27 protein-coding genes are annotated in these 25,169 nt (G+C 71.2%); 17 read left to right on the forward strand and 10 right to left on the reverse strand.

Going from position 1 to position 25,169, the window contains the following annotated elements:
- Positions 1–17: 17 nt before the first annotated feature.
- Positions 18–2,120, reverse strand: a complete 2,103-nt coding sequence (locus AABM36_RS01580) for a glycoside hydrolase family 15 protein (RefSeq protein WP_423446906.1) — start codon at positions 2,118–2,120, stop codon at positions 18–20.
- Between the two features lie 179 nt (positions 2,121–2,299).
- On the opposite strand from AABM36_RS01580, the gene AABM36_RS01585 reads away from it, so the two are divergent.
- The 4 genes from AABM36_RS01585 to AABM36_RS01600 all read left to right on the forward strand — a co-directional run bounded on the left by AABM36_RS01585 (position 2,300) and on the right by AABM36_RS01600 (position 5,576).
- Positions 2,300–2,773 carry a DUF805 domain-containing protein gene (locus AABM36_RS01585; RefSeq protein ID WP_423446908.1) on the forward strand — a complete coding sequence of 158 codons (474 nt, stop codon included), beginning with the start codon at positions 2,300–2,302 and terminating at the stop codon, positions 2,771–2,773.
- A 90-nt stretch (positions 2,774–2,863) separates the two neighbouring features.
- Positions 2,864–3,781, forward strand: coding sequence for a metal ABC transporter substrate-binding protein (locus AABM36_RS01590; RefSeq protein WP_423446909.1), 918 nt, complete (start codon positions 2,864–2,866; stop codon positions 3,779–3,781).
- Positions 3,778–4,710, forward strand: a complete 933-nt coding sequence (locus AABM36_RS01595) for a metal ABC transporter ATP-binding protein (RefSeq protein ID WP_423446911.1) — start codon at positions 3,778–3,780, stop codon at positions 4,708–4,710. Before AABM36_RS01590 ends, AABM36_RS01595 begins: the two co-directional genes overlap by 4 nt.
- The gene (locus tag AABM36_RS01600) at positions 4,707–5,576 is read left to right on the forward strand and encodes a metal ABC transporter permease (protein WP_423446913.1); all 870 of its coding nucleotides are present in this window, start codon (positions 4,707–4,709) and stop codon (positions 5,574–5,576) included. The genes AABM36_RS01595 and AABM36_RS01600 overlap by 4 nt, the downstream gene beginning before the upstream one ends.
- A 124-nt stretch (positions 5,577–5,700) precedes the next feature.
- Here AABM36_RS01600 and AABM36_RS01605 read toward each other — a convergent pair whose 3' ends face one another.
- A complete protein-coding gene (locus AABM36_RS01605; RefSeq protein WP_070637137.1) occupies positions 5,701–6,315 on the reverse strand; it encodes a CGNR zinc finger domain-containing protein in 615 nt (204 codons plus the stop codon).
- A 126-nt stretch (positions 6,316–6,441) separates the two neighbouring features.
- Between AABM36_RS01605 and AABM36_RS01610 the strand changes: the two genes are divergently transcribed.
- The gene (locus tag AABM36_RS01610; RefSeq protein ID WP_070637139.1) at positions 6,442–6,795 is read left to right on the forward strand and encodes a VOC family protein; all 354 of its coding nucleotides are present in this window, start codon (positions 6,442–6,444) and stop codon (positions 6,793–6,795) included.
- A gap of 118 nt (positions 6,796–6,913) precedes the next feature.
- On the opposite strand, the gene AABM36_RS01615 is transcribed toward AABM36_RS01610, so the two are convergent.
- Positions 6,914–7,600, reverse strand: a complete 687-nt coding sequence (locus tag AABM36_RS01615; protein WP_423446916.1) for a metal-dependent transcriptional regulator — start codon at positions 7,598–7,600, stop codon at positions 6,914–6,916.
- 35 nt (positions 7,601–7,635) lie between these two features.
- Positions 7,636–8,136: a MarR family winged helix-turn-helix transcriptional regulator gene (locus tag AABM36_RS01620; RefSeq protein WP_423446918.1), complete on the reverse strand. Its 501-nt coding sequence runs from the start codon at positions 8,134–8,136 to the stop codon at positions 7,636–7,638.
- A 139-nt stretch (positions 8,137–8,275) separates the two neighbouring features.
- Here AABM36_RS01620 and AABM36_RS01625 point away from each other — a divergent pair, with 139 nt between their 5' ends.
- Both AABM36_RS01625 and AABM36_RS01630 read left to right on the forward strand, forming a co-directional pair.
- Positions 8,276–8,644 (forward strand): hypothetical protein, encoded by a 369-nt coding sequence (locus AABM36_RS01625; RefSeq protein WP_102613402.1) that lies wholly within the window; start codon positions 8,276–8,278, stop codon positions 8,642–8,644.
- Between the two features lie 205 nt (positions 8,645–8,849).
- Complete coding sequence (locus AABM36_RS01630) at positions 8,850–9,176, forward strand: hypothetical protein (RefSeq protein WP_070637148.1); 327 nt, start codon at positions 8,850–8,852, stop codon at positions 9,174–9,176.
- 80 nt (positions 9,177–9,256) lie between these two features.
- Here the strand turns inward: AABM36_RS01630 and AABM36_RS01635 are convergent, their stop codons facing one another.
- Together AABM36_RS01635 and AABM36_RS01640 are read right to left on the reverse strand one after the other, a co-directional pair.
- A complete protein-coding gene (locus AABM36_RS01635) occupies positions 9,257–10,462 on the reverse strand; it encodes an ABC transporter permease (RefSeq protein ID WP_423446920.1) in 1,206 nt (401 codons plus the stop codon).
- The gene (locus tag AABM36_RS01640; RefSeq protein ID WP_141756165.1) at positions 10,459–11,595 is read right to left on the reverse strand and encodes an ABC transporter permease; all 1,137 of its coding nucleotides are present in this window, start codon (positions 11,593–11,595) and stop codon (positions 10,459–10,461) included. The genes AABM36_RS01635 and AABM36_RS01640 overlap by 4 nt, the downstream gene beginning before the upstream one ends.
- A gap of 74 nt (positions 11,596–11,669) precedes the next feature.
- On the opposite strand from AABM36_RS01640, the gene AABM36_RS01645 reads away from it, so the two are divergent.
- From AABM36_RS01645 to AABM36_RS01660, 4 genes are all read left to right on the forward strand, one after another.
- The gene (locus AABM36_RS01645; RefSeq protein WP_039101495.1) at positions 11,670–12,266 is read left to right on the forward strand and encodes a TetR/AcrR family transcriptional regulator; all 597 of its coding nucleotides are present in this window, start codon (positions 11,670–11,672) and stop codon (positions 12,264–12,266) included.
- Between the two features lie 179 nt (positions 12,267–12,445).
- Entirely contained in the window at positions 12,446–12,763 is a 318-nt protein-coding gene (locus AABM36_RS01650; protein ID WP_039101494.1) for a metal-sensitive transcriptional regulator, read from the forward strand.
- Positions 12,764–12,824: 61 nt separating this feature from the next.
- Complete coding sequence (locus AABM36_RS01655) at positions 12,825–13,034, forward strand: heavy-metal-associated domain-containing protein (protein WP_070637156.1); 210 nt, start codon at positions 12,825–12,827, stop codon at positions 13,032–13,034.
- Positions 13,027–15,621, forward strand: coding sequence for a heavy metal translocating P-type ATPase (locus AABM36_RS01660; protein ID WP_423446924.1), 2,595 nt, complete (start codon positions 13,027–13,029; stop codon positions 15,619–15,621). Before AABM36_RS01655 ends, AABM36_RS01660 begins: the two co-directional genes overlap by 8 nt.
- Positions 15,622–15,712: 91 nt before the next feature.
- Here the strand turns inward: AABM36_RS01660 and AABM36_RS01665 are convergent, their stop codons facing one another.
- From AABM36_RS01665 to AABM36_RS01680, 4 genes are all read right to left on the reverse strand, one after another.
- Positions 15,713–16,138: a hypothetical protein gene (locus tag AABM36_RS01665; protein ID WP_070637160.1), complete on the reverse strand. Its 426-nt coding sequence runs from the start codon at positions 16,136–16,138 to the stop codon at positions 15,713–15,715.
- An 80-nt stretch (positions 16,139–16,218) separates the two neighbouring features.
- The gene (locus AABM36_RS01670; RefSeq protein ID WP_423446926.1) at positions 16,219–16,857 is read right to left on the reverse strand and encodes a hypothetical protein; all 639 of its coding nucleotides are present in this window, start codon (positions 16,855–16,857) and stop codon (positions 16,219–16,221) included.
- 39 nt (positions 16,858–16,896) lie between these two features.
- A complete protein-coding gene (locus AABM36_RS01675) occupies positions 16,897–18,615 on the reverse strand; it encodes a PLP-dependent aminotransferase family protein (RefSeq protein WP_423446928.1) in 1,719 nt (572 codons plus the stop codon).
- Complete coding sequence (locus AABM36_RS01680) at positions 18,612–19,784, reverse strand: ATP-binding protein (protein ID WP_423446930.1); 1,173 nt, start codon at positions 19,782–19,784, stop codon at positions 18,612–18,614. The genes AABM36_RS01675 and AABM36_RS01680 overlap by 4 nt, the downstream gene beginning before the upstream one ends.
- Positions 19,785–19,934: 150 nt before the next feature.
- Between AABM36_RS01680 and pdxS the strand changes: the two genes are divergently transcribed.
- From pdxS to AABM36_RS01710, 6 genes are all read left to right on the forward strand, one after another.
- Positions 19,935–20,864: a pyridoxal 5'-phosphate synthase lyase subunit PdxS gene (gene pdxS, locus AABM36_RS01685; protein WP_423446932.1), complete on the forward strand. Its 930-nt coding sequence runs from the start codon at positions 19,935–19,937 to the stop codon at positions 20,862–20,864.
- 197 nt (positions 20,865–21,061) lie between these two features.
- On the forward strand, positions 21,062–21,703 hold the full coding sequence (gene pdxT, locus AABM36_RS01690; RefSeq protein WP_423447885.1) for a pyridoxal 5'-phosphate synthase glutaminase subunit PdxT: 642 nt from the start codon (positions 21,062–21,064) through the stop codon (positions 21,701–21,703).
- Positions 21,704–21,762: 59 nt separating this feature from the next.
- Complete coding sequence (locus AABM36_RS01695) at positions 21,763–22,896, forward strand: trans-sulfuration enzyme family protein (protein WP_423446934.1); 1,134 nt, start codon at positions 21,763–21,765, stop codon at positions 22,894–22,896.
- Between the two features lie 14 nt (positions 22,897–22,910).
- Positions 22,911–23,747: an amino acid ABC transporter substrate-binding protein gene (locus AABM36_RS01700; protein WP_423446936.1), complete on the forward strand. Its 837-nt coding sequence runs from the start codon at positions 22,911–22,913 to the stop codon at positions 23,745–23,747.
- On the forward strand, positions 23,744–24,418 hold the full coding sequence (locus tag AABM36_RS01705) for an amino acid ABC transporter permease (protein WP_019309736.1): 675 nt from the start codon (positions 23,744–23,746) through the stop codon (positions 24,416–24,418). The genes AABM36_RS01700 and AABM36_RS01705 overlap by 4 nt, the downstream gene beginning before the upstream one ends.
- A complete protein-coding gene (locus AABM36_RS01710) occupies positions 24,411–25,148 on the forward strand; it encodes an amino acid ABC transporter ATP-binding protein (protein WP_259905553.1) in 738 nt (245 codons plus the stop codon). Before AABM36_RS01705 ends, AABM36_RS01710 begins: the two co-directional genes overlap by 8 nt.
- Positions 25,149–25,169: the final 21 nt, after the last annotated feature.

Genomic DNA, 25,169 nt, shown 5'->3' on the forward strand with positions numbered 1-25,169 from the left:
CGTCGTGCCCCCGTGCGTCAGGAGGCGTCCGGGGCGGTCTCCGCCTTCAGGATGTCCAGCACGCGGATCAGGCGCAGGTGCGCCTCCACCTGCGGGAAGTTGCCCGTGGCGCGGCGGTGGGTGGGCGAGTACGTGGAGGGCAGCAGGCCCAGCTCGTTGGCGGTGCCCAGCGCCACGTCCGTGAGCCGCACCGCCTCCTGGGTGTGCCCGCACAGCGCGAGCTGCTCGGCCAGCTGCAGCGTGGCGGAGACGGACGGCGCGGACTGGCCCGCGAAGCCGTCCTGGCCGATCGAGGACGCGAACGCCTCGACGTCGTCCAGGTCCGTGAGCTGCGGCAGGTTGCGGTAGCGGTGCAGCAGGCCGGAGCGGTCCGTGAGCTCCCTGCGGATGCGCTCCACGGTGCCGAGCATGCGCTCGTCGTCGTAGGCCACGAAGCCCACCATGGGCAGCTGCAGCAGGGAGGCGTCCACGTCCGTGGAGCCGTAGTACTGCACGAACGAGCCCACCTGGGGGTCGTAGCCGCTGGTCCAGACCTCGTGCGCGAGCTGGTCCCGGTGCTCCTCCCAGGTCTCCACGTCACCGGGCAGACCGTGGATGCGCACCGCATCCACACCCGCCTGCATGGCGGCCCACATCATCACGCGGGAGTGCGTGTAGTACTGCGGCTCGCCGCGCATCTCCCAGATGCCCTGGTCCTTCTCCTCGTAGTTGGCCACCACGGCGCGCAGCAGCGCCTGCTGCAGCGGCCACGAGAGGTGGTCCTCCTGCACGCCGCGCCGGCGCAGCATCTCGAAGACCCGCAGCACGTGCCCTGCCACGTCCGACTGGTAGTGGCTGCCGGAGGAGTTGCCGTCACGGACGGGGCGCGAGCGCTCGTAGCCCGGCAGGTCCACCAGCCGCTCGCGGATCTGGGGGGAGCCGTCCAGGGTGTAGATGTTGGAGGGGTTGTTCACGTCCCCGGCCACCGCACGCAGCAGCCAGTTGCGCAGCTGGGCGGCCTCGCGGTCGTGACCGTGGTCCAGCATGACCTCCAGTGCCGACGCCGCGTCCCGGGGCCACGCGAGCCGGTGGTCCCAGTTGCGGTCCGCGCCCACGACCTCCGGAAGGGACGTGGTGGGGGCACCGATGAGTCCGCCCGTGGCCTGGTGCATGAGCCCGCGCACCACCAGCAGGCTGCGCCGGATCAGCTCCTCGGGCTCGTCGTCCGTGGCGGTGAGCCGGAAACCGCCCAGGGAGGTGCCCTCCTGGTGGGGGCGGTCCCCGTGGCGGCCCACGTCCCGCGCGGAGAGGCGCTCGGAGGTGTCCAGGTCCTCGGCGTCCGCGCCGGAGGCGTGCAGCGCGGGGGGCTGCTCGTCCGGGTCCGTGTGGTTCATGGCGGCGGGATCCGTGAGGGGGTCGTAGGGCTCGTAGCGCTCGGTCCACTCCTGCCACAGGTTCACGGTGGCCGTCAGCGTCTCGTTCACGTCCACCGCCTCCGGGGGCACGCCGTGGGACGGGAACCACGTGAGAGTGAAGTCCCGGGTCTGTCCGGCCGCCACCGTGAAGGAGCCCGCGTGGCGGCGCTTGGTCCTGTCCGGATCCGCCTCCGGCAGCGGGTCGCCGTGGAAGACCACGGAGTCCGGTCCGGCCATCCCCACCAGCACGGACTCGGCCTCGGCGTCCTCCGACTCGTCCTCCAGGACGTCGAAGCGGCTCAGCCACGGCACGGACGAGCCGTAGTTGAAGCGCAGCCGGATGTCCTGGAACATCTCCACCTCACCCGTGAGGCCCTCCACCCGGCGGATCAGCTCGGTGCGGGCGTTGAGCGGCATGAAGTCCGTAACGCGCACCGTGCCGGTGTCCGTGGACCACACCGTGTGCAGCACGAACGTGTTCTCCGCGTAGAAGCGCTCCACCGCCACGACGCCGGGCAGGGACATGTCCACCGCGGCGTCGTCGTCCACCGCGCAGTAGGGCGCGAGCAGCCAGCGGCCGTGGTCCGGGGTGCCCAGCAGGGCGCCGAACAGCGCGGGCGAGTCGAAGCGGGGCACGCACCACCAGTCCACCGACCCGTAGCGGGAGACCAGCGGCCCGCTGCGCATGTTGGACAGCAGGGCATAGTCCTCGATCTTGGAAGCCATGCCCCCAGAATCTCACGAACGAGCGGTCGGCTCACGCTGCACGGAACTCTGGCCGTTCGGCCGATGTGGCCTGGGTGGCACCTCGGTACGGTGGATGGTTCACCGTGCGCCGGTCGGGTTCGTTGCGGGCCGACCGGCAGACCGAACGGCCCCGCGAGAGCCCCAGGAGGACGCCACCCATGACCCTGCCGTACCAGCCCGTGTACTACGACACCCAGCCCGGCGAACCCGTGGGTCCGTGGCGGGCCGTCAAGAACTTCGTCCGCAAGGGCACCACGTTCTCCGGGCGGGCCTCACGCTCCGAGTACTGGTGGATCGCCCTGTTCACCTTCCTCTTCTCGGGGGCCTACACGCTCGCGGAGGACCGCGGTTACCTGGCCTGGCCGGATGTGGACGGCGGGCTCGCCATCGTGCTGCTGGTGCTCTCCCTGGTGCTGCTGCTCGCGGTGGTCCTGCTGGTCGTCTTCACCGTCGCCCTGTCCGTGCGGCGCCTGCACGACTGCAACCTCTCCGGGCTGTGGTTCCTGCTCATCCTCGTTCCCGGGCTGGGAGGCATCGCCCTGCTGATCCTGGCCGCCCTGCCCCCGGACCCGCGGGGCGTGCGCTTCGACGCCCAGCCCACCCCCGGGGCCGTCATGCACGCCGGGAGGTAGAGCGGCGTCGTTCCTTGCCCGGACCCTCGCCCCGGTCTAAAGTTCGGTACACCGAACTTTAGAATTCACAGGAACGAGGAGGGCGTCCGGGTGCGAGATCGACAGGGATGGAGGGCCGCCGCTGCGGCCACCGCGGGTGTGCTGGTGCTGAGCGGCTGCGCGGGGGCCGGGCCCGGCGGCGGGAGCTCCGAGAAGCCCACCGTGCTGACCACGTTCACCGTGCTGCAGGACATGACCGCGGCAGTGGCCGGGGAGCACGTGACCGTGGAGTCCATCACCAAGCCGGGCGCGGAGATCCACGACTACGAGCCCACCCCGCAGGACGTCACAACGGCGTCCCGAGCGGACCTGGTGCTGGACAACGGCCTGCACCTGGAGCAGTGGCTCGAGCAGTTCACCTCGTCCGCCAACGTGGCCCACAGGGTGGTCTCCGAGGGCGTGGAGCCCCTCGACGTCGCGGACACCCCCGGAACCCCCAACCCCCACGCGTGGATGAGTCCGCGCAACGGGGAGCGCTACGTGGACAACATCGTCGCCGCACTCAGCGAGCTGGACGCCGAACACGCCCAGCAGTTCCGGGACAACGGGGAGAAGTACAAGGAGCGGATTCGCTCGATCGGCACGGAGCTGACCCGGAAGCTGGAGGCCCTGCCGCGCAACGAGCGCGCGCTGGTCACGTGCGAGGGCGCGTTCTCCTACCTGGCGCGGGACACCGGGCTCACCGAGAAGTACATCTGGCCCGTCAACGCGGAGCAGGAGGCCACCCCGCAGCAGGTCAGCTCCGCCATCGAGTTCGTGGACCGGCACAAGGTGCCCGCGGTGTTCTGCGAGTCCACCGTCTCCGACAAGCCCATGAAGCAGGTCGCGGAGGCCACCGGCGCCCGCCACGGCGGCACCCTCTACGTGGACTCCCTCTCGGAGAAGGACGGCCCCGTCCCCACCTACCTGGACCTGCTGCGCCACGACGCGGACACCATTGCCCGCGGCCTCTCCGGGGAGACGCGGTGACGTCCGCGATCCGGGCGCGCGGCGTCGTCGTGGACTACGGCAGTGTGCGCGCCCTGGACGGTGTGGACCTGGAGATCGCCCCCGGGCAGGTCACCGGGCTGGTGGGCATGAACGGCTCCGGGAAGTCCACGCTGTTCAAGGCGCTCATGGGCACCGTGCGGCTCGAGGCCGGCGAGGTGCTGCTCGACGGGATGGAGCCGCGCGCCGCGCGGAAGCAGGGCGTGGTGGGGTACGTGCCGCAGAGCGAGGACGTGGACTGGGCGTTCCCGCTGTCCGTGCGGGACGTGGTCATGACCGGGCGCTACGGGCACATGGGCCCCACCCGGCGGGCGCGTCCCGCGGACCGGGCCGCCGTGGCGGACGCGCTGGAGCGGGTGGAGCTCACGGAGCTCGCGGGGCGGCAGATCGGGCGGCTGTCCGGCGGGCAGCGCAAGCGCGTGTTCGTGGCGCGCGCGATCGCCCAGGGCGCGCGGATCATGCTGCTGGACGAGCCGTTCGCGGGCGTGGACAAGCGCAGCGAGGCGACCATCGTGCGGCTGCTGCACGAGCTCGCCGCCCAGGGCTGCGCGGTGGTGGTGGCCACCCACGACCTGCACGCGCTGCCGCAGCTCGCGCAGAGCGTGGTGCTGCTGCGCCGTCACGTGCTCTTCCACGGGCCGGTCGCGGAGGGTCTCGCGCCCGAGCACCTGGTGCGCGCGTTCGGCCTGGACGTGCTCTCCGGCGCCTCGTCCACGCGGTCCTCGGGGGACGACGACGCCGCTCCCGCCGACCGCGCGCCGCTCGCCGCGGGCGCGGTTCACGAGGGTTCGCCACCGGGCCCTGCCGCGGGGGACGCTACGGGCCCTGGCGGCATCGTGCCCCCGCGCAACGGGTCCACCGCCGTGACGGGACCCGCCGCGCCCACCAGGCACCGAGGAGGCCGCGCATGAGCGCTCTGGAGCTGCTCACCCAGCCGCTGGAGTACGAGTTCATGCTGCGTGCGCTGGTCACCACCGTGGCCGCGGCGTCCGTGTGCGCGGTGCTCTCGTGCTGGCTGGTGCTCGTGGGGTGGTCGCTCATGGGGGACGCCGTGTCCCACGCGGTGCTGCCCGGCGTGGTGCTCGCCTACATCCTGGGCATCCCGTTCACCGTGGGGGCGCTGGCCGCGGGCGTGCTGGCCGTGGTGCTGATCGGCGGGCTGCGCGGGACCAGCAGGGTCAAGGAGGACGCGTCCATCGGAATCGTGTTCACGTCCCTGTTCGCGCTGGGCCTGGTCCTCATCTCGGTCACCCCCAGCCAGACGAACCTGACCCACATCATTGTCGGCAACGTGCTGGGCATCTCCGCCGCGGAGCAGCTGCAGATCTGCGCGCTGGCGGTGGTGGCGCTGACGGTGATGGTGCTCAAGCGGCGGGACCTCACCCTCTACGCGTTCGACCCCCAGCACGCGCACGCCATCGGGCTCTCCCCCCGGTTCCTGGGCGGGCTGCTGCTGGGGCTGCTCGCGGTGACCTCCGTGGCCGCCCTGCAGGTGGTGGGGGTGGTGCTCGTGGTGGCCATGCTCATCATCCCGGGCGCCACCGCGCACCTGCTCACCGAGCGGTTCGGGGCGATGCTCGTGATCGCGCCATGCGTCTCGGCGGCGTCCGCGGTGCTGGGCATCTACCTCAGCTACTGGCTCAACGCCTCCCCCGGCGGGCTGGTGGTGCTCGTCCACGCGGCGGCCTTCGCGCTCGCGTACTTGCTCAGCCCCGCGCACGGGGTGCTGGGCAGCAGACTGGCGGCCCGACGTCGCCGGCGGGCGGTGGCGGGGTAGGGCACCTCCGCGCCCGGGCCGGGTCCGGCAGCGTCCCGCACCCTGCCCGCGCCACACGGGACCTGCGTGCGCGCGTCGGGCAGGCGTCGATCCCCGCCGGGCCAAGGCTGCCCGGGCGGCAGCGCTATGAGTTCCGGTCCCTGGCCTGTGCGGCACGCTTCCGTTCCTGCTGCCGCGCGTAGTAGGCACGGGAGCGGTTCCGGTCCCCGCAGTCGCTCGTGACGCACCAGCGCCGGTTCCGCCGGGGGGACGTGTCGAGGTAGACCCACCCGCAGGTGGCGTCCTCGCACTGGTGGAGCCGGTCGAGGTCGCCCCGGTTCATGAGTTCTACCAGGCCGCGGGTGATGCGATGGCGGGCGGTCGCCAGCGTGAGCTCGTTGTCGGACCAGCACCAGCCCGCGCCGCGGCGGGACAGGCGGGAGTGGCCCAGGGTGGTCCGGTAGGCGGTGGCAATGGCCTCCGACGCGTGCTCGTCACCGTGGAACAGTGCCTCGTAGACCCGCTCGCGCAGCGCGACAACCCGACCCAGTTCAGCGGCGGCGGTGCGCGGATCCTCTCCGGCAAGAGCCTGGAGCTGTTCCTGCTCAGTCGCGTCGAGCAGCCCGGACTCCCGGCACCACGTGAGCACGCGGTCGTAGGAGGTCAGATCCTCCTCCCGCGCGGGGCCGCCGAGCCGCCACTCCACGGTGTTGACCAGGTCGAGCATCCGGTCGCCCGAAATGTGGCTGAACTCCGTCATGCACCCTCCTCACAGACACGTCAAGTCTTGCATGTGAGGGGGATCCGGGTTTGACTCTCACAAGCAACATACGTTTCACCCGTGAGAGACACCCTGCAGTCGACCGCTCGAGAAAAGAGACCCCTCATGTCGCTTCGCCTGTCGCACACCACCTGGGACGCCATCGACCCGCACACCGTCGCGGAGTTCTGGCGCGAGCTCACGAACTGGGCGATCCACGAACCCGACTGCTACCACCCGGGCTCCGACGAGTGCTACCTGGTGACCCCCGACGGCTACATCGTGCTCTTCTTCAGGGTCCCGGACGCCAAGAAGGTCAAGAACCGGGCCCACATGGACCTCGTTCCCCAGGGAGCCCCCCAGGAGGAGGAGATCACGCGGGCGCTCCGCCTGGGAGCGGTCATGGTCGACGACCGCCGCCACGACCTGGGCTGGGCCGTCATGGCGGACCCCGAGGGCAACGAGTTCTGCATCCTCTGACCCGGGAGGGGGCTGACGCCGAGTGGCGCCCGGGGGCCGCGGGACAGAAAGTCTCCGCCCCCGCGCCCCTCTCACCGTCGTTTCGCTTGCCGGGCTCGCCCCGAAGGCCCCGGTCCTGTCAGGAACTGACCTCGCCAAGCGAGACCCAGACCGCGTCGGTGGCGGTCTGTCCGAGGGGGACGTTGCGAGCGCCGTCGTCCAGCACAGCCTGGACCGAACCCGAGTAGGGGCCGCCGGAGCGGATGTCCAGGGGGACCCCCACGCCGATGCCCTGCTCGGCGAAGAAGCGGAGCAGTCCCGAGTCCCGGTCCGAGATCCGTTCCACGCGCACGCGGGAACCGTCCGGGACGGTGGTGAGGGAGACGGCGTCGGGAGAGGTGATGGTGCCGTCCTTGGCGGGGATCGGATCACCGTGCGGGTCGCGGGAGGGGTGCCCCAGGAGATCGTCCAGGCGGTCGATCATGAAGTCGGAGGCGGCGTGCTCCAGGTGCTCCGCCTCGTCGTGGACCTGGTCCCAGCGGTAGCCGAGCATCTCCACCAGGAAGGTCTCGATCAGCCGGTGGCGGCGCACCATCTCTACGGCGAGCGCCCGGCCCTGCTCGGTGAGCTCGATGGCGCCGTACGGGGTGTGGGCCACCAGGCCGTGCTCCGTGAGCTTCTTGAGCGCATCCGAAACGGTGGAGGCGCGCAGCCCCACCTTCTGGGCCACGGCGGAGGTGGTGACGGGGTCCGCGGACCACTCCCCCAGGTTCCAGATGGCCCTCAGGTAGTTCTGGTGGCTGACCGAGAGCTCCGCGACCGACATGATGGGGAGACTAACAAAGCCCCGCATCCGGCGCGTCAGGAAGCCGGCGGCTGCGTGACGCCCTCGATCATCCTCCGCAGGAAGGCCGCCACCACGTCCCGCTCCGCAGCGGACATGTCGTTGACCACCGCCATCATCCGCCCGTGCATGTCCCGCAGGGTGGTGCGGACCTCTTCCTTGCCGTGCTCGGTGGGGACCACCGCCACGGACCGGCGGTCGTCCGGGTGGGGGATGCGCTCCGCGTAGCCATCGCGGACCAGGCGGTCCACCAGGGCGCTCGTGGAGGCGTTGGTGATGCCGAGCATCGCGGCCACGTCCTTCTGGCGCAGAGCCGTGCCCGCCTTGTCCGCCGAGATCAGATGCCGCAGCGCCAGGATGTCCTTCTCGCCCATGTCCATGTCCGCGCGCACGCGCGAGCGCATGGTCGTCTCGGCCTCCCGGTAGCGGCGCAGCAGGTTCAGGACGTCCACGCCGCTCGCGGATTCGGTCGAGTCGTCGTACCAGAAGTGCCGCGGGACGGCGGGTTCGGACGTCATACAGCGTCGTTCTCGGCGCGATTCGCGGCTGGTGCACATGTCGTCTGCATAGGTCCAGTAGATTAGCTAACAGTTAGTTGGACCATCAACCTGTCGCCGCTCCCCCAAGGCTGCTTTCAGGAAGAGCGGAGGGCTCGCAATGCTGCTCGCACAGGACCCGGCACCGGACACCACGGTGGTGCCCGTCACCGATCTCGGATCTGCCCGGAACACCCCGTTCGAGGGCGTGTCTCTGCCCTCCGTGGCCCGCGCCGCCACCCTCGGTGTGCAGGTGTACCCCTCCGTGGCCTCGGCGGACTTTGCCATCACGGGCGGCCTCGACGACCTTCACCTCACCGTCACCCTGGCCTTCACCCCCAGCATGGAGAACCAGCGCATCAAGGACGAGATCACCACCGAGCTCATTCCCGGCCTGGAGGCCATCCTAGGCGCCTCGTTCGCCCGCACCACCCTGGACTACTCGGTCGCGGAACCCGTCCTCGCAGCCGCCCCGGTCGCCGCGGCCTGACTTTCCCGCATGACGACGCCGCCCTGCCGCCTCGTCCCCCGGCTCACCTCTAGGACTGCGCGCAGACGTCTTTGACCAGGTGCCGAGCACCGGCGCCGACATTCACCGCCCTGACGCGCCTGACGGGTGGACCCGCAGCCGACGGGTACAGTCGTGGGCCCTGCACGACGACCACCAATTTCGGCAACGTGAGGCGGTTTCGGCAATGGTGTGGCTCATCGTCATCGCTCTGGGTGCGCTGCTCAGCTTCTGCGCCATGCGCATGGTGGCAGCGGCCAACCAGAACTCCCGACTGCCGATGATCTTCGGGCGCGCGCCGCACAGTCCTCGACGCCCCGCAGTTTTCTATCTCATGCTGGCGGCCAGTCTTAGTCTGCTCATGTGGGGCGCGATCCGGGGATTCCAGGAGGTGGGCGCATGGGCCTCCGCCGCGGTGGTCGCGTTCATGATGCCGTCACTCATTCTCACCATGCGGCACAACCGGGGCGGGGCTCTGCGTTCACAAGCCAAGCGGGAGGCCCCTCTCGACTGAGGGGCGCCCCTGCCACGGCGTGACGCAGTGGTGGCCGGAACTGTTGCGCCCGGCCCACCCCCGTCTCCTAAACCGATCTCCTAGACCGACGCCGCCGCCGCGGCCGCCGCGGTGTTGGCCTCTTCCCGTTCGCTCAGCACGGCGAACAGGTGGCGGCGCTTCTGGCGCAGGGTGCCGAACACGGCCAGGGCGATCCCGCCCGCGATCCACGCGATCATGATCCACACCGGCGCCGCGAGGGACACGTCCTGGAAGTAGATGGCGTCCCGGATGGCCGCCACGCCCTGGGGCGAGTACAGCCAGCCGTGCACCCAGCCGTAGAAACCGCCGACCATGTCGAGCGGCGTCGTCAGCCCCGAGGCGCCGAGACCGAGCAGCGGCATGAGGAAGATGCACACCGGCATGGCCACGGGACCAAACACGAGCATGAGCCCGGTGGTCACGGTCACGCAGGACAGGCACAGCATGTAGAGCATGCACCACGGCACGAACGCGCTGCCGCTGAAGATCCCGAACACCGCCCAGCCGTAGACCACCATGCCCGTGGCCACCACGGCCGGCATGAGGAACCACAGCGCGATGCGCAGCTTGGTGCCGGCGGGCATGAGGCTGCTCACGATGCCCGTCATGAACCCGCCCAGGATCGCCCCGAGGGCCAGGTAGGTGATGGTGGTGCCGTTCGGGTCGTTCTCCGCCGCGGGGGCCACGTCCTCGGTGTGCAGCTGCTTCTGCGCCTTCTGCGCCACCGGGGTGAACAGCTGCGTCACGGCGGCGTTCACCTGGCGGCCGTTGGCCCCGGCGGTGTAGAGGGTGCCGGTGGCGGGGTCGTAGGCCGCGCGGGCGTCGTGCGTGCGCACCTCGTGGCGGCCGTCGTCCACGGTGTCCACGCGGTGCACGTCGAAGTCCCCCGCGGAGCCGTCCGTGAGCTGCTGGGCGAGGTCCGCAGTCTGCGCGCCGGTGCCGATCACGGCCACCTGCATGTCACGGGGGGTCACATCCACGGTGGTGCCCACCATGAGCATGGGCATCACGAACATCATGAACAGCGGCAGCAGCATGCCCACCGTGACCATGCGCTTCTGCGTGAGCTTCGCGTCCACCGTGCGGCGCGGCGGGGCCGTGGGATTCTGCATAGCACCGATGGCCGAGGCGGGAGGCATCTGCGCCATCCGGCCCATGAAGCCGTCCTCGAGCGGGCGCTCGGACTCGGGGACCACCGTGGAGCCCGCCGCACTCACCGCGGCGTCCCCACGGTCCTGGCCGGGGGTCGGGTTCTGATCGTTCATGCGTGCGTCACTTCCTGGGCCCGGTGCCGTGCGCGCGCGGGGCGCGCGGCGGCGTCGTCGTCATCGGAGTCGTCGGAGTCGTAAGCCGTGAGAAGGGGCTCGTCGGGGTGCTTGCGGGCGTGGTCCACCTGGTCCGCGATCACGCCGCGGTCCTCACCCGGGTGCGGGGAGCGGAGGGAGCCCAGCCACAGCAGCCCCGCGCCCAGCAGCAGCCAGGTGGCCAGCAGCAGGATCCAGGGGCCCACGCCGTGGCCGTCGAAGTAGACGATCCGCTGCAGCAGCTCGCCGATGGCGCCGGTGGGCATCATGCGGTGGATCACCTGGAAGAAACCGGGCATCAGGTCCGGGCTGGTGGCGATCCCCGAGGCCGGGATGCCCAGGATCACGAACACGGTGATCCCCACGATCGTGGCGGCCTGGCCCAGCAGACCGCCCACGCCGAGCTGGAACACGGCCGCGGTGAGGTACGCGCCCATGGCCACCAGACCGGCGGCCACCAGGTGCGAGTCGTACACCCCGTAGAAGCCCCAGGTGACACCGGTGGTGAGCACGGCGGCCACCACCGACAGCACCCCGATCAGCGCCAGCTTGGAGCGCAGCCGCATGCCCTTGCCCAGGTTGCCGAGCATCGTGGAGGTGACGTAGCCGGCCGTCACGCACGCCGTCATGAGGTACATGTACGCGATGCCCAGGGTGTCCTTGGGTGCGGGCTTGCGGAGGTCCTGAACCTTCAGTGGCACCCCCGTCTGGGAGGCCACCTGCTGGAACACCCCCTGCGCGACCCCGGTGGCCTGCCGGCCGCCGGCACTGGCCACGAAGAGGTCCCCGCTCGCGGGGTCGAACGCGGCGCGGGTCCTGCGCTCGAGCACGTCCTGGCGCGCGGTGTCCGCATCCGCCACGGTGCTGACGTCCAGCGCGTCCTTGCCCTGCGCCGCCACCTGGCGGGCCACCTGCTGGGCGGGCGCACCGGCGCCGATCACCTCCACCTCCATGTGGTGCGGCGCGGGCTGGTGCATGGCCGATACGTAGGAGGCGGGATACGCGAAGGCCATGAACACGGGGAAGAGCATGGCCACGAGGATCATCGTGGCCGGAACGCGGGACCCGGTCCCGGGTGGTTGAGGTGACGACATGTCGGCCTACCTTACACCTGTAAGTGTGCTTTTCAAATGTAAGGTAAGCCGTTCGCAACTGCTATCCTGGCCCCATGGACGCCCCGGCCGACGACACCCCCCAGGGCCCCCCGGTGGACGTCCGGGTGGCCCACACCCTGAACGCCGTGCGCACCGCGTGCCTTCAGCTGCTGGAGGTCCAGGACGCCCGCAGCATCACCATCTCCCAGCTGTGCAAGAAGGCCGCGATCTCGCGCCCCACCTTCTACCAGCACTACTCGGGCCTCGACGACGTCTACGCCGACATCGTGAAGCAGGAGCTCTCGCACACCGCGCGCGAGTTCGAGACGTTCGAGGGCTCCGGGATCGAGAAGCCCCTGGAGCGGCTGATCGACTTCGTGCACACCCACGGCATGGGGAACCTGGCCACCGTGGGCAACCGCCAGCTCGCCTCGCGCGTGCGCCCCATCGTGGAGCTGTGGCTCGCCGAGCGCGTGGCGCGGGCCGCCTTCGACACGGGGCTGGACGACCTCGACCCCGACCAGTGGCTGCGGACCTACTTCGTGGCCGGCGGGCTCATGACGGTCCTGCGGCAGCAGGCCGCGGACTCCCCCGCCTCGGCGGTGGGCACCGAGGAGATGGCCCACGCGCTGCAGCGCACCATGCGCACGGTGCTGCGCAGCGGTTCCTGAGCCCTCGCCACCTCCGCAGCACCCGTCCACGACGCCGCCCGGTCACCCCGGGCGTGCCTCGCGCCCCGATCCCCGCACCACTCCGCCCGGCATGGCCCGGCGATCCCGAATCGCCCCGACACCTCGCGTGACCGGCCCCACCTTGAACGGGTACCCCCAAGGGGTATACGGTGGGAGCCATGAGCACCCAGGACACCCCCACCCACGGCTACACCCAGGACAAGGCCTCCTACGCCCGGCGCCTCAAGCGCATCGAGGGCCAGGTGCGCGGGATCCAGCGGATGATCGACGAGGACACCTACTGCATCGACGTCCTCACGCAGATCTCCGCGATCCAGTCAGCCCTGAAGTCCGTGAGCCTGGGGCTCATGGAGGAGCACCTGGGCCACTGCGTCAAGCACGCCGTGGAGCACGCCCACGACACCGGGGACACCTCGGAGATGGACGAGAAGCTCGCGGAGGCCAACGCCGCGATCGCGCGCCTGGTCAAGAGCTGACGCACACCCCCTCACGATTTTCCGGGCCCACCCCGGGCCCACCGACCCGAAGGAGAAATCCATGAACACCACCGTCAACGTCTCCGGCATGACCTGCGGCCACTGCGTCTCCTCCGTCACGGAGGAGCTGTCCGAGATCCCCGGCGTGACGTCCGTGGACGTGGACCTCAAGGCGGGCGGCACGTCCCCGGTGCGCATCACGAGCGAGCGCGAGCTGAGCCCGGAGGAGATCTCCGCGGCCGTGACGGAAGCGGGGTACACCGTTGAGTGACATCACCACATCCACCGACACCCTCGACAGCGAGGTCCACGGACCCCTGCGGGAGCTGGAGCTGGAGATCTCCGGCATGACGTGCGCCTCGTGCGTGGGCCGGATCGAGCGCAAGCTGCGCAAGATCGACGGCGTGGACCCCGCGGTGAACCTGGCCCTGGAGTCCGCGACCGTGAAGGTCCCTCAGAACGTCCCGGACGAGCAGATCGTGGACACCGTCCACCGCGCCGGGTACGAGGCCCGCATCACGGGAGGCGCGCAGCAGAGCGCGCCGGCATCCCAGCGGCGGACCGGTACCGGCGGCCCCGACGCCGCCCAGGGGACCACCGCGACCCACGGCTCCGGCGCGCCCTCCGGGACCTCCCGTCCGGGCACGGGCCCGGAGCCCTCCGAGGCTCCCCACCAGGGCGGGAACCCCGTCTCCCACGAAACCGCAGGCCAGCCGGACGCGGGGGACGCAGCGGCGGGTACGACGTCGTCGTCCGCCTCCCCTGACGCGAGCCCAGCGGCTGCCGCGCCCCGCGGTGCCCAGGAACCCGCTGAGGACACCGCCCGCAGCGAGCGGGGACCGGCCAAGAACGAGCACCGCGATCCGGCGCTCGAGACCACCCCGGCGCAGCGCCGGATGAACGACCTCAAGAAGCGCTTCTGGGTCGCGGCGGCGTTCTCCGTGCCCGTGTTCGTGATGTCCATGGTCCCGGGCGCCCAGTTCCCGCACTGGGGCTGGGTGGCGGCGCTGCTCGCGCTGCCCGTGGTCACGTGGGCGGCGTGGCCGTTCCACCGGGCCACCGCCGTGAACGCGCGGCACCTGTCCACCACCATGGACACGCTGGTTTCCCTGGGCGTGGCCGCCGCGTACCTGTTCTCGCTGTGGCACCTGGTGGCCGATCCGGGCATGACCGCCCACGCCCACCCGGGCGAGGGCATGGACATGTCCGCGCACCAGCTGTACTTCGAGTCCGCGGCCCTGGTGACCACGTTCCTGCTGCTGGGGCGTTGGCTCGAGGCCCGCGCCAAGTCCCGCTCCGGTGAGGCCCTGAAGGCCCTGCTGGACCTCGGCGCGCAGCAGGCCACCGTGGTGGCCGAGGACGGCACCGAACGCACGGTGCCCGTGTCCGAGCTGCGCGTGGGAGACACCTTCACGGTGCGACCCGGCGAGAAGATCGCCACGGACGCCGTGGTCCTGGAGGGCGAGTCCGCCGTGGACGCCTCCATGCTCACGGGCGAGTCCATGCCCGTGGAGGTGGGGGCCGGGGACGAGCTGACCGGAGCCACCGTGAACACCACGGGCCGGCTGCTGGCCCGCGCCACCCACGTGGGCTCGGACACCGTCCTGGCCTCGATGAGCCGCACGGTTGCCCGCGCCCAGGCCACCAAGGCCCCGGTGGCGCGGCTCGCGGACCGGATCTCGTCCGTGTTCGTGCCCGTGGTCATGGGCATCGCCCTGCTGACGCTCGTGATCTGGCTCGTGCTGACCGGGGACCCCAACCGCGCGTTCGTGGCGGCGGTGTCCGTGCTGGTCATCGCGTGCCCGTGCGCCCTGGGCCTGGCCACCCCCACAGCCATGCTCACCGGGACCGGGCGCGGCGCCCAGCTGGGCATCCTCATCACCTCCGCGGAGGTCCTGGAGGACACCCGTTCCGTGGACTCCGTGGTGATGGACAAGACCGGCACCGTGACCCACGGTGAGATGGCCGTGAGCGTGGTGACCCCGCTGAACGCATGGTCCAAGGACCAGGTGCTGGACCTGGCCGCTGCCGTGGAGCGCTACTCGGAGCACCCGATCGCCCACGCCATTGCGGCGGCCACCCCGCACCGCTACGAGGTCACCCGCTTCGAGTCCGCACCGGGCGGCGGCGTGCGGGGCTACGTCCCGGACGGCATGAACGCCCGTTTCGTGGTGGTGGGCCGTGAGTCCTGGCTGCACGAGAACGGCGTGCGCCTGAACACCGAGGAGTCCGACGCCCTGGAGCTGGCCCGCGCGGGCGGCACCACTACCATCCTCGTGGCGGTGGACGGGCGGCTGGCCGGATTCGTCGACCTGCGGGACACCGTGAAGGACGAGGCCCCGGCGGCGATCGCCGAGCTCAAGGAGCTGGGGCTGCGCCCCGTCCTGCTGACTGGCGACAACGCCGCGGTCGCGCGTTCCGTGGCCGAACAGGTGGGCATCGACCCCGCGGACGTGATCGCGGACGTCACCCCGGACGGCAAGGTCCAGGCCATCGAGAAGCTGCGCTCCGAGGGCCACGTGGTGGCCATGGTGGGCGACGGCGTCAACGACGCCCCGGCCCTGACCACTGCCGACCTCGGGATCGCCATGGGCTCCGGCACGGACGCCGCCATGCAGGCCGCGGACATCACCGTGGTGCGCAGCGAGCTCACCGCCGTTCCGCTGGCCATCCGGCTGTCGCGCAAGACGCTGTCCACCATCAAGTCCAACCTGTTCTGGGCGTTCGCGTACAACACCGTGGCCATCCCGGTGGCCGCCCTGGGGCTGCTCAACCCCATGGTCGCCGGTGCCGCGATGGCGTTCAGCTCGGTGTTCGTGGTGCTGAACTCGCTGCGGCTGCGGGGGTTCGCCCGCTGAGGGCGCGCGCGGCGGCGCGAGCTGCCACAACGGCTCCGCCCCGGGGACCAGGAGTCACCGAGGCGGAGCCGTCAACAGATCAGTGTGCGGATCAGCGGGCGCTCGAGCCCGGCTCCTCACCCTGGGTGTCCGGGTGCACACGCTGCCCGAACTCCGGCTCGTCCGAGGCGGTGGACGCGGTGCCACCCTGCTCGGCCCGGCGGGCCCGCTCGGCCTCCCGACGAGCCTTGTTCTCCGCGAAGATCTTGGCGGAGGAGCGGTTCACGCCGGTGCCCTGGCCGAGCTCCTCGGCGTTGGGCTTCTCCAGCAGCATGAGGGTGGCGCACACCACCACGGAGGCGATGAACGTGATGCCCGCGGCGATCAGCCCGAGGCCCACGCGGGCGGCGTTGTCCGAACCGCCGGCGGCCACCACGGACACGATCACGAACGCCACGACCGCGAGCACCGCCGAGATGACCAGGGGCCCCTTGATGTCGGTCTTGCGCCGGCCGTTGTGCTCAGTGCGCTGGGCCACGTGATTCCTCCTGGCAGTGCTGGGGGGTGTGCGTCAGGGGCGGCTTCCCGCCCGTCGGTTCAAGGAGCCAGTCTACGCCGTCAGGCCTCGCGGGCCGGGCCCGCGGCGGGGCCGTCCGCCACCCGCGCGTCGTGGCGCAGGCTCAGCGCGGCGATCAGCTGGGTGACACCGATCAGGATGGCGGCACCGCCCACCACGCCCAGCTCGGCCTTGGCCCCGAGGGTCTCCACGAGCACCATGCCCATGGCGGCGAACACGGTGATCGCACCGCACAGGGTCCAGTCCCGCCCCAGCGGGAACTGCCCGCGGAAGCGCATGCCGAGCACGAGTTCCGTGATCCCGCACAGCGCCAGGATCACCGAGGACAGCAGGACGAACAACCAGTTGCTCTGGGCCACCACTGCGGTGAGCACACCACCCAGGACGTACAGCACGCCGTAGGACTGCGGAATGGACCGGCTGGCCCCGAGGTCCACGTCCTCGCGGCGGTTCAGGCGCACCTGCAGGAAGATCGCGGACGCCCCGGTTCCCACCAGGAAGAACGCCATGACCCAGCGCCCGGCCTCGAGCGACGGCTCCTGCCAGAACACGGTGACCGCCGCGAACACGAGCGCCACCACGGCGCGCACCAGCGTGGGCGCCCAGAGGTCGTGGCGCACGTCGGTTCCCCGGACGGCGCGGTTCTCGCCGCCGCGCGGTGCGGAAATCTGTGGGGGCACGCCGGAACTCCTGAATCTGCCGTGGGTGTTTCCGCCAGTCTACCGAGCGTCCCTGGTGGGAGCCCCCGCGTCCGGAGCCTCCACGACCGGGGCCCCGCTCAGCACCTCCCGCAGCACCGCCGCACCCTGCGCGAGATCCTCGTCCCGCGCGGTCAGCCCCAGCACCAGTCCCCCCCCGGAAGACGACGCCGCCCGCGTCCGGCCCGCGGGGCGTGCACGTCCCGTCCAGTACTCCCCGAGTCCGCTCACCAGCACGCCCCGCTCACGGGCCCGGGCCACCGCGGCGTCCTCGTCCGGGACCTCGACCACCGCGTGCGCGCCACCGGCCATGGGCACCACGACCACGCCGGGGAGGTCCGCGAGCGCGTCCGAGACGAGCGAGCGGCGTCGTCGGAAGGAACGGCGCATGCGCGCGGTGTGGCGCTGGAACTCTCCGGTGTCCATGAACCGGGCGATCGCGTCCTGCGCCACGCGGGACACCGGCGAGCCCAGGTCCTCCCGCGCCCGGAGCAGATCCGGCAGCAGCGGATCGGGGGCCACCAGGTGCCCCACCCCCACGGAGCTGCCGAGCACCTTGGCGAAGCTGCCGAGCGTGACCACGGTGTCCCGCGCGGTGTCCAGGGCCCCGAGGGCGGGCAGGGGCTGGCCGGTGTGGCGCAGCTCGGAGTCGTAGTCGTCCTCGATGACCACCGCACCGTGCTCACGCGCCCAGGCCAGCAGCTCCGCGCGGCGGCTCACGGGCATGGTGCCGCCCAGCGGGTACTGGTGGCCCGGGGTGAGCACCAGCACGTCCGGGGCAGCGCTCACGTCCCAGCGGCTCGCACCACCCCAGCGTCCGGTGGGCAGGGCGGCGGGGTCCAGACCGTGGTGGTCCACGGTCACGGGCAGGGCGGTGTGCCCGGTGGCCTCCACCACCCGGCGCAGCGCGGGGTAGCCGGGGTTCTCCACAGCCACCCGCAGGGTGCGACGCCGCGCGAGCCCGAGCACCCGCAGCACCAGCTGCAGCCCGTCCCGGACCCCGGCCGTGACCAGGATGTCCTCCGGGGCACGCACGATGCCGCGGCTGAGGCGCAGGTACGCCGAGAGGTGCTCCTGGAGGGACGCCCCCGCCGTCTCACCCCGAGCAGTGGCGCCCGCGGCGTCCCGCCACGCACCGCGCCACGCGGGGGTGTCCAGGGCGGTGACGGGTCCCGTGCCCGGGCGCAGGTCGAGGACCCGGCCCGCGCCCACGGTGGTCACACTCGGGAGCGGGGTCCCTGGTGGTGCTGCGGCAGACCGGGGGCGCCGCGCGGCGCCCGGGCGGGCGGGCGGCGTCGTGGGGTCCCGTGGGGCCGTGCGGCGGGGCGTGGTCGTGCGGGCGGGCGGGGTCGCGCGGGGCGGGGGCGTCTGGGACGGGGGCGGCACGGGGAGGGGCCGGCGCGGCGTCGTACGGGCTGGGAGCGGCGTCGTGCGGGCTGGGGGCGTCGTCGGTGCCGGTGCGTTCTCCGGGTCCAGGTGCAGGGACGGCGTGATCCGGGTGGCGCCACGGTCCGCCACCAGGTAGCCCTCCCCCGTGAGGACGTCCCACGCCGCAGTCACGGTGCCGCGGGAGGTGCCCAGGCGGGCCGCGAGCGCCCGGGAGGAGGGCAGCGGGTCACCGGGGCGGAGCACGCCGCGCGCCGCGAGGTCACGGACCTGACGCACCAGCTGCTCGCCCAGGGGCACCCCGGAGGTGCGGTCCACGGTGAGGGGCAGGTCGATGTCCCGGGGGTGCCTCATGCCCCGAACTGCCGAGCGATGTATCCGGCCATGCCAGGCACCGTGAAGGCCACCTTCCCGTGCTCAGGTGCGTAGATCACGCCCTTGTGAAGCAGCTGCGCGCGGGTGGGACCGAGCGTGCTCGTGGTGACACCGAGGCGTGCCGCCAACTCACCGGTTCTCGACGGCCCGTCGCCATCCTGTGCCATGGCGCTCATGTACTGACGCTCTCTGCCAGTGGCCCGTCCCCACCGTGCGGGGAAGAACCCGGCGTCCAGTTGCGCCCACCCCCGCTGGATGGCCAGCTCGGCATCCTCAGCGGTGAAAGGAGTGGACGGGGCGACCTCCCACACGGCCTGGCCGAACTCCTGGATGAAGTAGGGATAGCCGCCCGTGGCGGAGACGAGCGCATCGAGAGCCTCGGGCTCGAAGGTTGCACCGACCTCCTTCGCGGGCCTGGACAGGGCATGACCCGCCGCCTCTCGGCTCAGCGGTCCGATGCTCCGGTAGTCGAAGAGGCGCTCTGCGTAGCTGCGTGCGGCGCTGAGGGTCGCGGGCAAGGTGGGCAGTCCCGCGCAGATGAGGTAGAACGGCCACTCCCGCTGCCCAGCGATGTGCTGCACCGTGATGATGGCACTCATCAGATCCGGATCCAGGTCCTGCATCTCGTCGATGAACAGGCCGAAGGCACTGTGCTCAGCCCCGAGAGGTTCGCTGAGGTCCGCCACGAGTTCTTCCAGGTCCACGTCCAGACGCCCGGAATTGGCCCGCCCGCCCCTCAGATCCACCCCTGCGGACACCCCACCGGGGCCCACCGAGACGCTGAAGGACTGGATGGTGGCCAAGGCTTCCGCGAAGCGGGGTCCCGGGTGACGCCCGTGGTGCCGCCGGGCGGCGACGATGAGCTCACGGGAGAGCCTGTCCCTCACTTCTTCCCGGCCCCGTCCCTCCGGACGACCCTCCAACTGGACCGTGAGCCAGCCGTGATGGTCTGCCTGGGCCCGGAGAACGTTCAGGAGCACGGTCTTGCCCACGCCGCGCAGCCCGGTGAAGACCATTCCCCGGTTGGGGCGGCGCAGCTTGGTACGGGCGATCAGGAGGTCGAAGGCCTCGACTTCCGCCTTGCGGCCGCTGAGGACTTTCGGGCGCAGGCCCGAGCCGGGGCTGTAGGGGTTGGCAGCGAGGTCCATGCAGGAAATTCTATGCGGGTATAGGAAACTTTATATACCTGCCACGATTTCCCTATTTTTGCTCACTACGACCGAGCGGCAACTGGACCAAACGTTCCCGTCGATTATGGCCCTGTCACTGGACCACTTCCCCGCGACAGGATGGACTCCATGACTGAGACTTCCCAGACCTCCGCCCAGAACCCCACCCCCGTGACCGGCTCGCGCCTCGTGAAGCGCGGCCTCGCGGACATGCTCAAGGGCGGCGTGATCATGGACGTGGTCACCGCGGAGCAGGCGCGGATCGCCGAGGACGCCGGCGCGGTGGCCGTGATGGCACTGGAGCGCGTGCCCGCGGACATCCGCTCGCAGGGCGGCGTGGCCCGCATGAGCGATCCGGACCTCATCGAGTCCATCATCGACACCGTCTCCATCCCCGTGATGGCCAAGGCCCGGATCGGGCACTTCGTGGAGGCGCAGGTGCTGCAGCACCTCAAGGTGGACTACATCGACGAGTCCGAGGTGCTCTCCCCCGCGGACTACGCCAACCACATCGACAAGCACCGCTTCGACGTCCCGTTCGTGTGCGGCGCCACCAACCTGGGTGAGGCGCTGCGCCGGATCACCGAGGGTGCGGCCATGATCCGCTCCAAGGGCGAGGCCGGCACGGGTGACGTCTCCGAGGCCACCAAGCACATCCGCACCATCCGCGCGCAGATCGCGGAGCTGCAGGCGCTCTGCACCGCCGCGCCGGACGCCCTGTACGTGAAGGCCAAGGAGCTGCAGGCACCCTACGAGCTCGTGGCCGAGGTGGCCCGCACCGGGTCCCTGCCGGTCGTGATGTTCACCGCCGGCGGCGTGGCCACCCCCGCGGACGCCGCGATGATGATGCAGCTGGGCGCGGACGGCGTGTTCGTGGGCTCGGGCATCTTCAAGTCCGGCAACCCCGCCGAGCGTGCCCGCGCGATCGTGGCCGCGACCGCCTACTACGACGACCCCGCCCGCATCGCGGACGCCTCCCGCGGCCTGGGCGAGGCCATGGTGGGCATCAACGTGGCGGACCTCCCCGCGCCGCACCGCCTCGCGGAGCGGGGCTGGTGAGCGAGCCCCGCTCGCAGCACCCCATGACCGACGACGCCGCCCTCCCGGCCACCGCCGCCCTCCCCACCTCGGGCGCGCGGGCCGGGGAGGCGGCGTCGTCCCCCGTGGACGGCGAGTCCACCGCGGTGGCCGAGCAGACCACGGGTGCGGCAGGGTCGGCACGCCGCGGCACCGATGCCGCCTCGGGCACGAGCACCGTGGTCGTCACGCCCGACGGGAGCGAGCAGCCCGTGGTGGGCGTGCTCGCCCTGCAGGGCGGGGTGGTCGAGCACGTGCGCGCCGTGGAGTCCCTGGGCGCCCGTGCCGTGAAGGTGCGCGCCCCGGAGGACCTGGACGGCATCGAAGCCCTCATCCTGCCCGGTGGGGAGTCCTCCACCGTGGACCGGCTGTGCCGCACGTTCGGGCTGTTCGAGCCGTTGCAGGAGGCGATCCGCGGCGGGCTGCCCACGCTCGGGACGTGTGCGGGGCTCATCATGCTGTCCTCGGGGATCGAGGACCCGGCACCGGGTCAGCAGTCCCTCGGTGTGCTGGACGTGAGCGTGAACCGCAACGCGTTCGGCTCGCAGGTGGCCTCTGCGGAAGTGGACCTGCCGTGGCTGGGCCCGCCGAGCGACGTCGTCAACCCCGGAGACCACCTGAAGGCCGCCTTCATCCGTGCACCGGAGGTCACCCGCCGCGGCGCGGGCGTGGAGGTGCTCGCCACGCACGGGGACGCGGTGGTCGCGGTGCGGCAGGGGAACATCCTGGGCATCAGCTTCCACCCCGAGCTCATGGGGGACACCACGCTGCACCGGCTGCTGCTGCAGGACGCCGCGCGACATCCGGCGCAACACGGGTAGCGCCCACCGGGCGGCACGGTGTAGACCTGACTCCCTTGACCACGTCGACGGAGGATCTCTTGGCAGGCTTCACCACTCGCACCATCCACGCGCTGCACGACGTCGCCCTGGGCGCCGTGGTGCCCCCGATCCACACCGCGTCCACCTTCCTGCAGCCCACCGAGGGCGGGGAGGGGCCGTTCGAGTACCAGCGCGGGTCCAACCCCACCCGCACCGACGTCGAGACCACGCTGGCCGCCCTCGAGGGGGCGCGGCACGCGTTCGCGTTCTCCACCGGCATGGCGGCCACGGGCGCCGTGCTGGGCACCCTGCACTCCGGTGACTCGATCATCATGGGCCTGCCCGTGTACGGCGGGAACTACCGCTGGGCCACCATCGAGCTGCCCAAGCGCGGTGTCACCACCCGCTTCCACGACGACCTCAACCAGCTCACGGACGAGGACTTCGACGAGAGCACCCGCATGGTGTTCCTGGAGACCCCCTCCAACCCCACGCTGCGCGTGACCGACATCCGCCGCGTGGTGGAGCTGGCCCACCGCCACGGAGCCCAGGTGGTCGTGGACAACACCTTCCTCACGCCCTACCTGCAGCGTCCCCTGGAGCTGGGCGCGGACGTCACCGTGCAGTCCGCCACCAAGTACCTGGGCGGGCACGGGGACCTGCTGGGCGGCGTCGTGAGCACGAACGACGACGCCCTGGCCGAGCAGGTGCACCTGGACCAGATGATCTCGGGCGGGGTGCTGTCCCCCATCGACTCGTACCGGCTGATCCAGTCGGTGAAGACCCTGGGGATCCGCCTGGACCGCCAGCAGGAGAACGCCCGGAAGATCGTGGAGTTCCTGCGCGGGCGCCCCGAGGTGGCGCGTGTTCTCGTGCCGGGCTCGTACGACGACGCCGAGGCCCGGATCCAGCAGTCCCAGGCGGACGGCCCCGGAGGGCTGTTCTCGTTCGAGCTCGTGCCGGGCAAGGACGTCCGCGCGTTCCTGGGCGCACTGGAGATCTTCGGATTCGCCGTGAGCCTGGGCGGGATCGAGTCACTGATCTGCCTCCCCACCTCCATGACCCACGGGGCGTACTCCCCCGAGGACAGGGAGACCGCCCACCTGACCGAGAACCTGCTGCGCGTGGCCGTGGGCATCGAGGACGTCGAGGACCTGCTCGCGGACCTCACCCAGGCCCTCGACGCGGCCTGAGCGCGGGGATCGCCATGTCACCGCACCGACCGACCCGGCGGGCCGTCCTCGGCGCCACCGGCCTGGTGGGGCTCAGCACCGTCCTCGCGGCCTGCTCCTCGGACCCCGGGGCTCCGGACGGTTCCACCACCGCGCCCGCCGAGGACGCCCTGCGGCGGATCCAGGACGCCGGCGAGGTGCGCATCGGCATGGAGGGGACGTTCCGCCCCTACGGCTACCACGACGGCTCCGGGGCCCTGGTGGGCTTCGAGAAGGAGATCGCGGAGCTGATCGCCCGGGACCTCGGTGTGCGCGCCACGTTCGTGGAGACCCAGTGGGACTCGCTGATCGCCGGGGTGGACGCCGGGCGCTACGACCTGGTGCTCAACAACATCGCCCCCACCGACAAGCGCAAGGAGAAGTTCGACTTCTCCATCCCGTACGCGGTCTCCGAGGGGAGGGTGGGGGTCGCCAAGGACTCCCCGCTGACCTCCGTGGACCAGGTGCCCGGGCACACCGCGGCCCAGACGGAGACTTCCAACTTCGGCCAGACCATGGCCCAGGAGGGTGCCCAGCTGGTGCCCGTGACGGGCTTCGACGAAGCGGTCATGCTGGTGACCTTCGGCCGCGTGGACATGACCGGCAACGACTTCGTGACGTTCCAGTCCTTCTTCGACCAGCGCCCGGACGCCGAGATCCGCCTCCTGGACGGCGCGCTCGGCGAGCCCTCGGAGTCCGCGGTGCTCATGCCCCTGAACCAGCCGCGGCTGCGCTCGGCCGTGGACGCGTCCCTGACCACCCACATGGACAACGGAGATCTGAAGAAGATCTACGAGAAGTACGTGTCCACCGACCTCACCCCGGAGCCATGACAGATTTCCTGAGCCTATGGGCCGATTCCCTGCCCCAGCTGCTGGCGGCCACCGTGACGGTGACCATTCCGCTCAGCATCGTCTCCTTCGTGCTGGCCCTGGTGGTCGCGGTGCTCGCGACCACCATGCGCCTGAGCCGGATCCTGCCGCTGCAGTGGGTCTCGCGCTTCTACGTGTGGCTGTTCAGGGGCACCCCGATCCTGGTGCAGCTGTTCATCATCTTCTACGGCCTGCCCGCCGCCGGGATCACGCTCTCCGCGTGGACGTCCGCGATCATCGCGTTCACCCTCAACACCGGCGCCTACGCCGCGGAGACCCTGCGGGCCTCCGTGCAGTCCATCCCGCGGGGCCAGCTCGAGGCCGCCCGGACCCTGAACTACACGGGGTGGCAGACCGTCCGCCACGTGATCGCGCCCCAGGCGCTGCGGATCGCGCTGCCCCCGCTGGGCAACGATCTGATCGACCTGGTCAAGGGCACGTCCCTGGTCATGGTCATCACCCTGGCGGACGTGTTCCAGGTGGGCCGCCAGATCGCGGCCACCACGTTCCAGCCGCTCGCGCTCTACACGGAGGTGGCCGTGATCTACCTGGCCATCTTCACCGTCCTGTCCTTCCTGCAGTCCCGCCTGGAGCGGGCGTCCAACCGCTACGTGAGGAGCCCCCATGCTTGAGCTGCGCGACGTCTCCAAGAGCTTCGGCGCCACCCCGGTGCTGAAGGGCATCTCGCTGTCCCTGCGGGACGGTGAGACCACCGTGGTGCTGGGACCGTCCGGGTCCGGGAAGTCCACCCTGCTGCGCACCATGAACCTGCTGGAGATCCCGGAGTCCGGCAGCCTGAGCATCAACGGGGACTCGGTGACATTCGGCGGGACGCTCACCCGCAAGCAGGTCTCCGCCATCCGCCGCCGCTCGGCCATGGTGTTCCAGGGGTACAACCTGTTCCCCCACCAGAGCGTGCGGGACAACGTGGCCATGCCCCCGGTGCTCAACGGCAAGACCGACCGGGCCGCCGCCCGCGCCCGCGCCGAGGAGCTGCTGGACAAGGTGGGCATGGCGCACCGGCTGGACGAGTACCCGGACAACCTCTCGGGCGGTCAGCAGCAGCGCGTGGCGATCGCCCGGGCCCTGGCGGTGGAGCCGGACTACCTGCTCTTCGACGAGCCCACCTCCGCGCTGGACCCCGAGCTGGAGGCCGAGGTCATCAAGGTCATGGTGGAACTGGCCCGAGAGCGCCGCTCCCTGGTGGTGGTCACCCACAACATCGGCTTCGCACGCCGGGTCGCGGACAGGATCGTGTTCCTGGCGGACGGCGGCGTGGGGTTCGACGGCGCCCCGGAGGACTTCTTCGCGTCCGGCAACGAACGGATCCGGCGCTACCTCAACGTCTTCGACGCCGTCTGAGCACACCCGCGCCCACCCCTG

It is taken from the genome of Kocuria sp. KSNUG (assembly GCF_049532735.1).
Lineage (GTDB): Bacteria > Actinomycetota > Actinomycetes > Actinomycetales > Micrococcaceae > Kocuria > Kocuria rhizophila.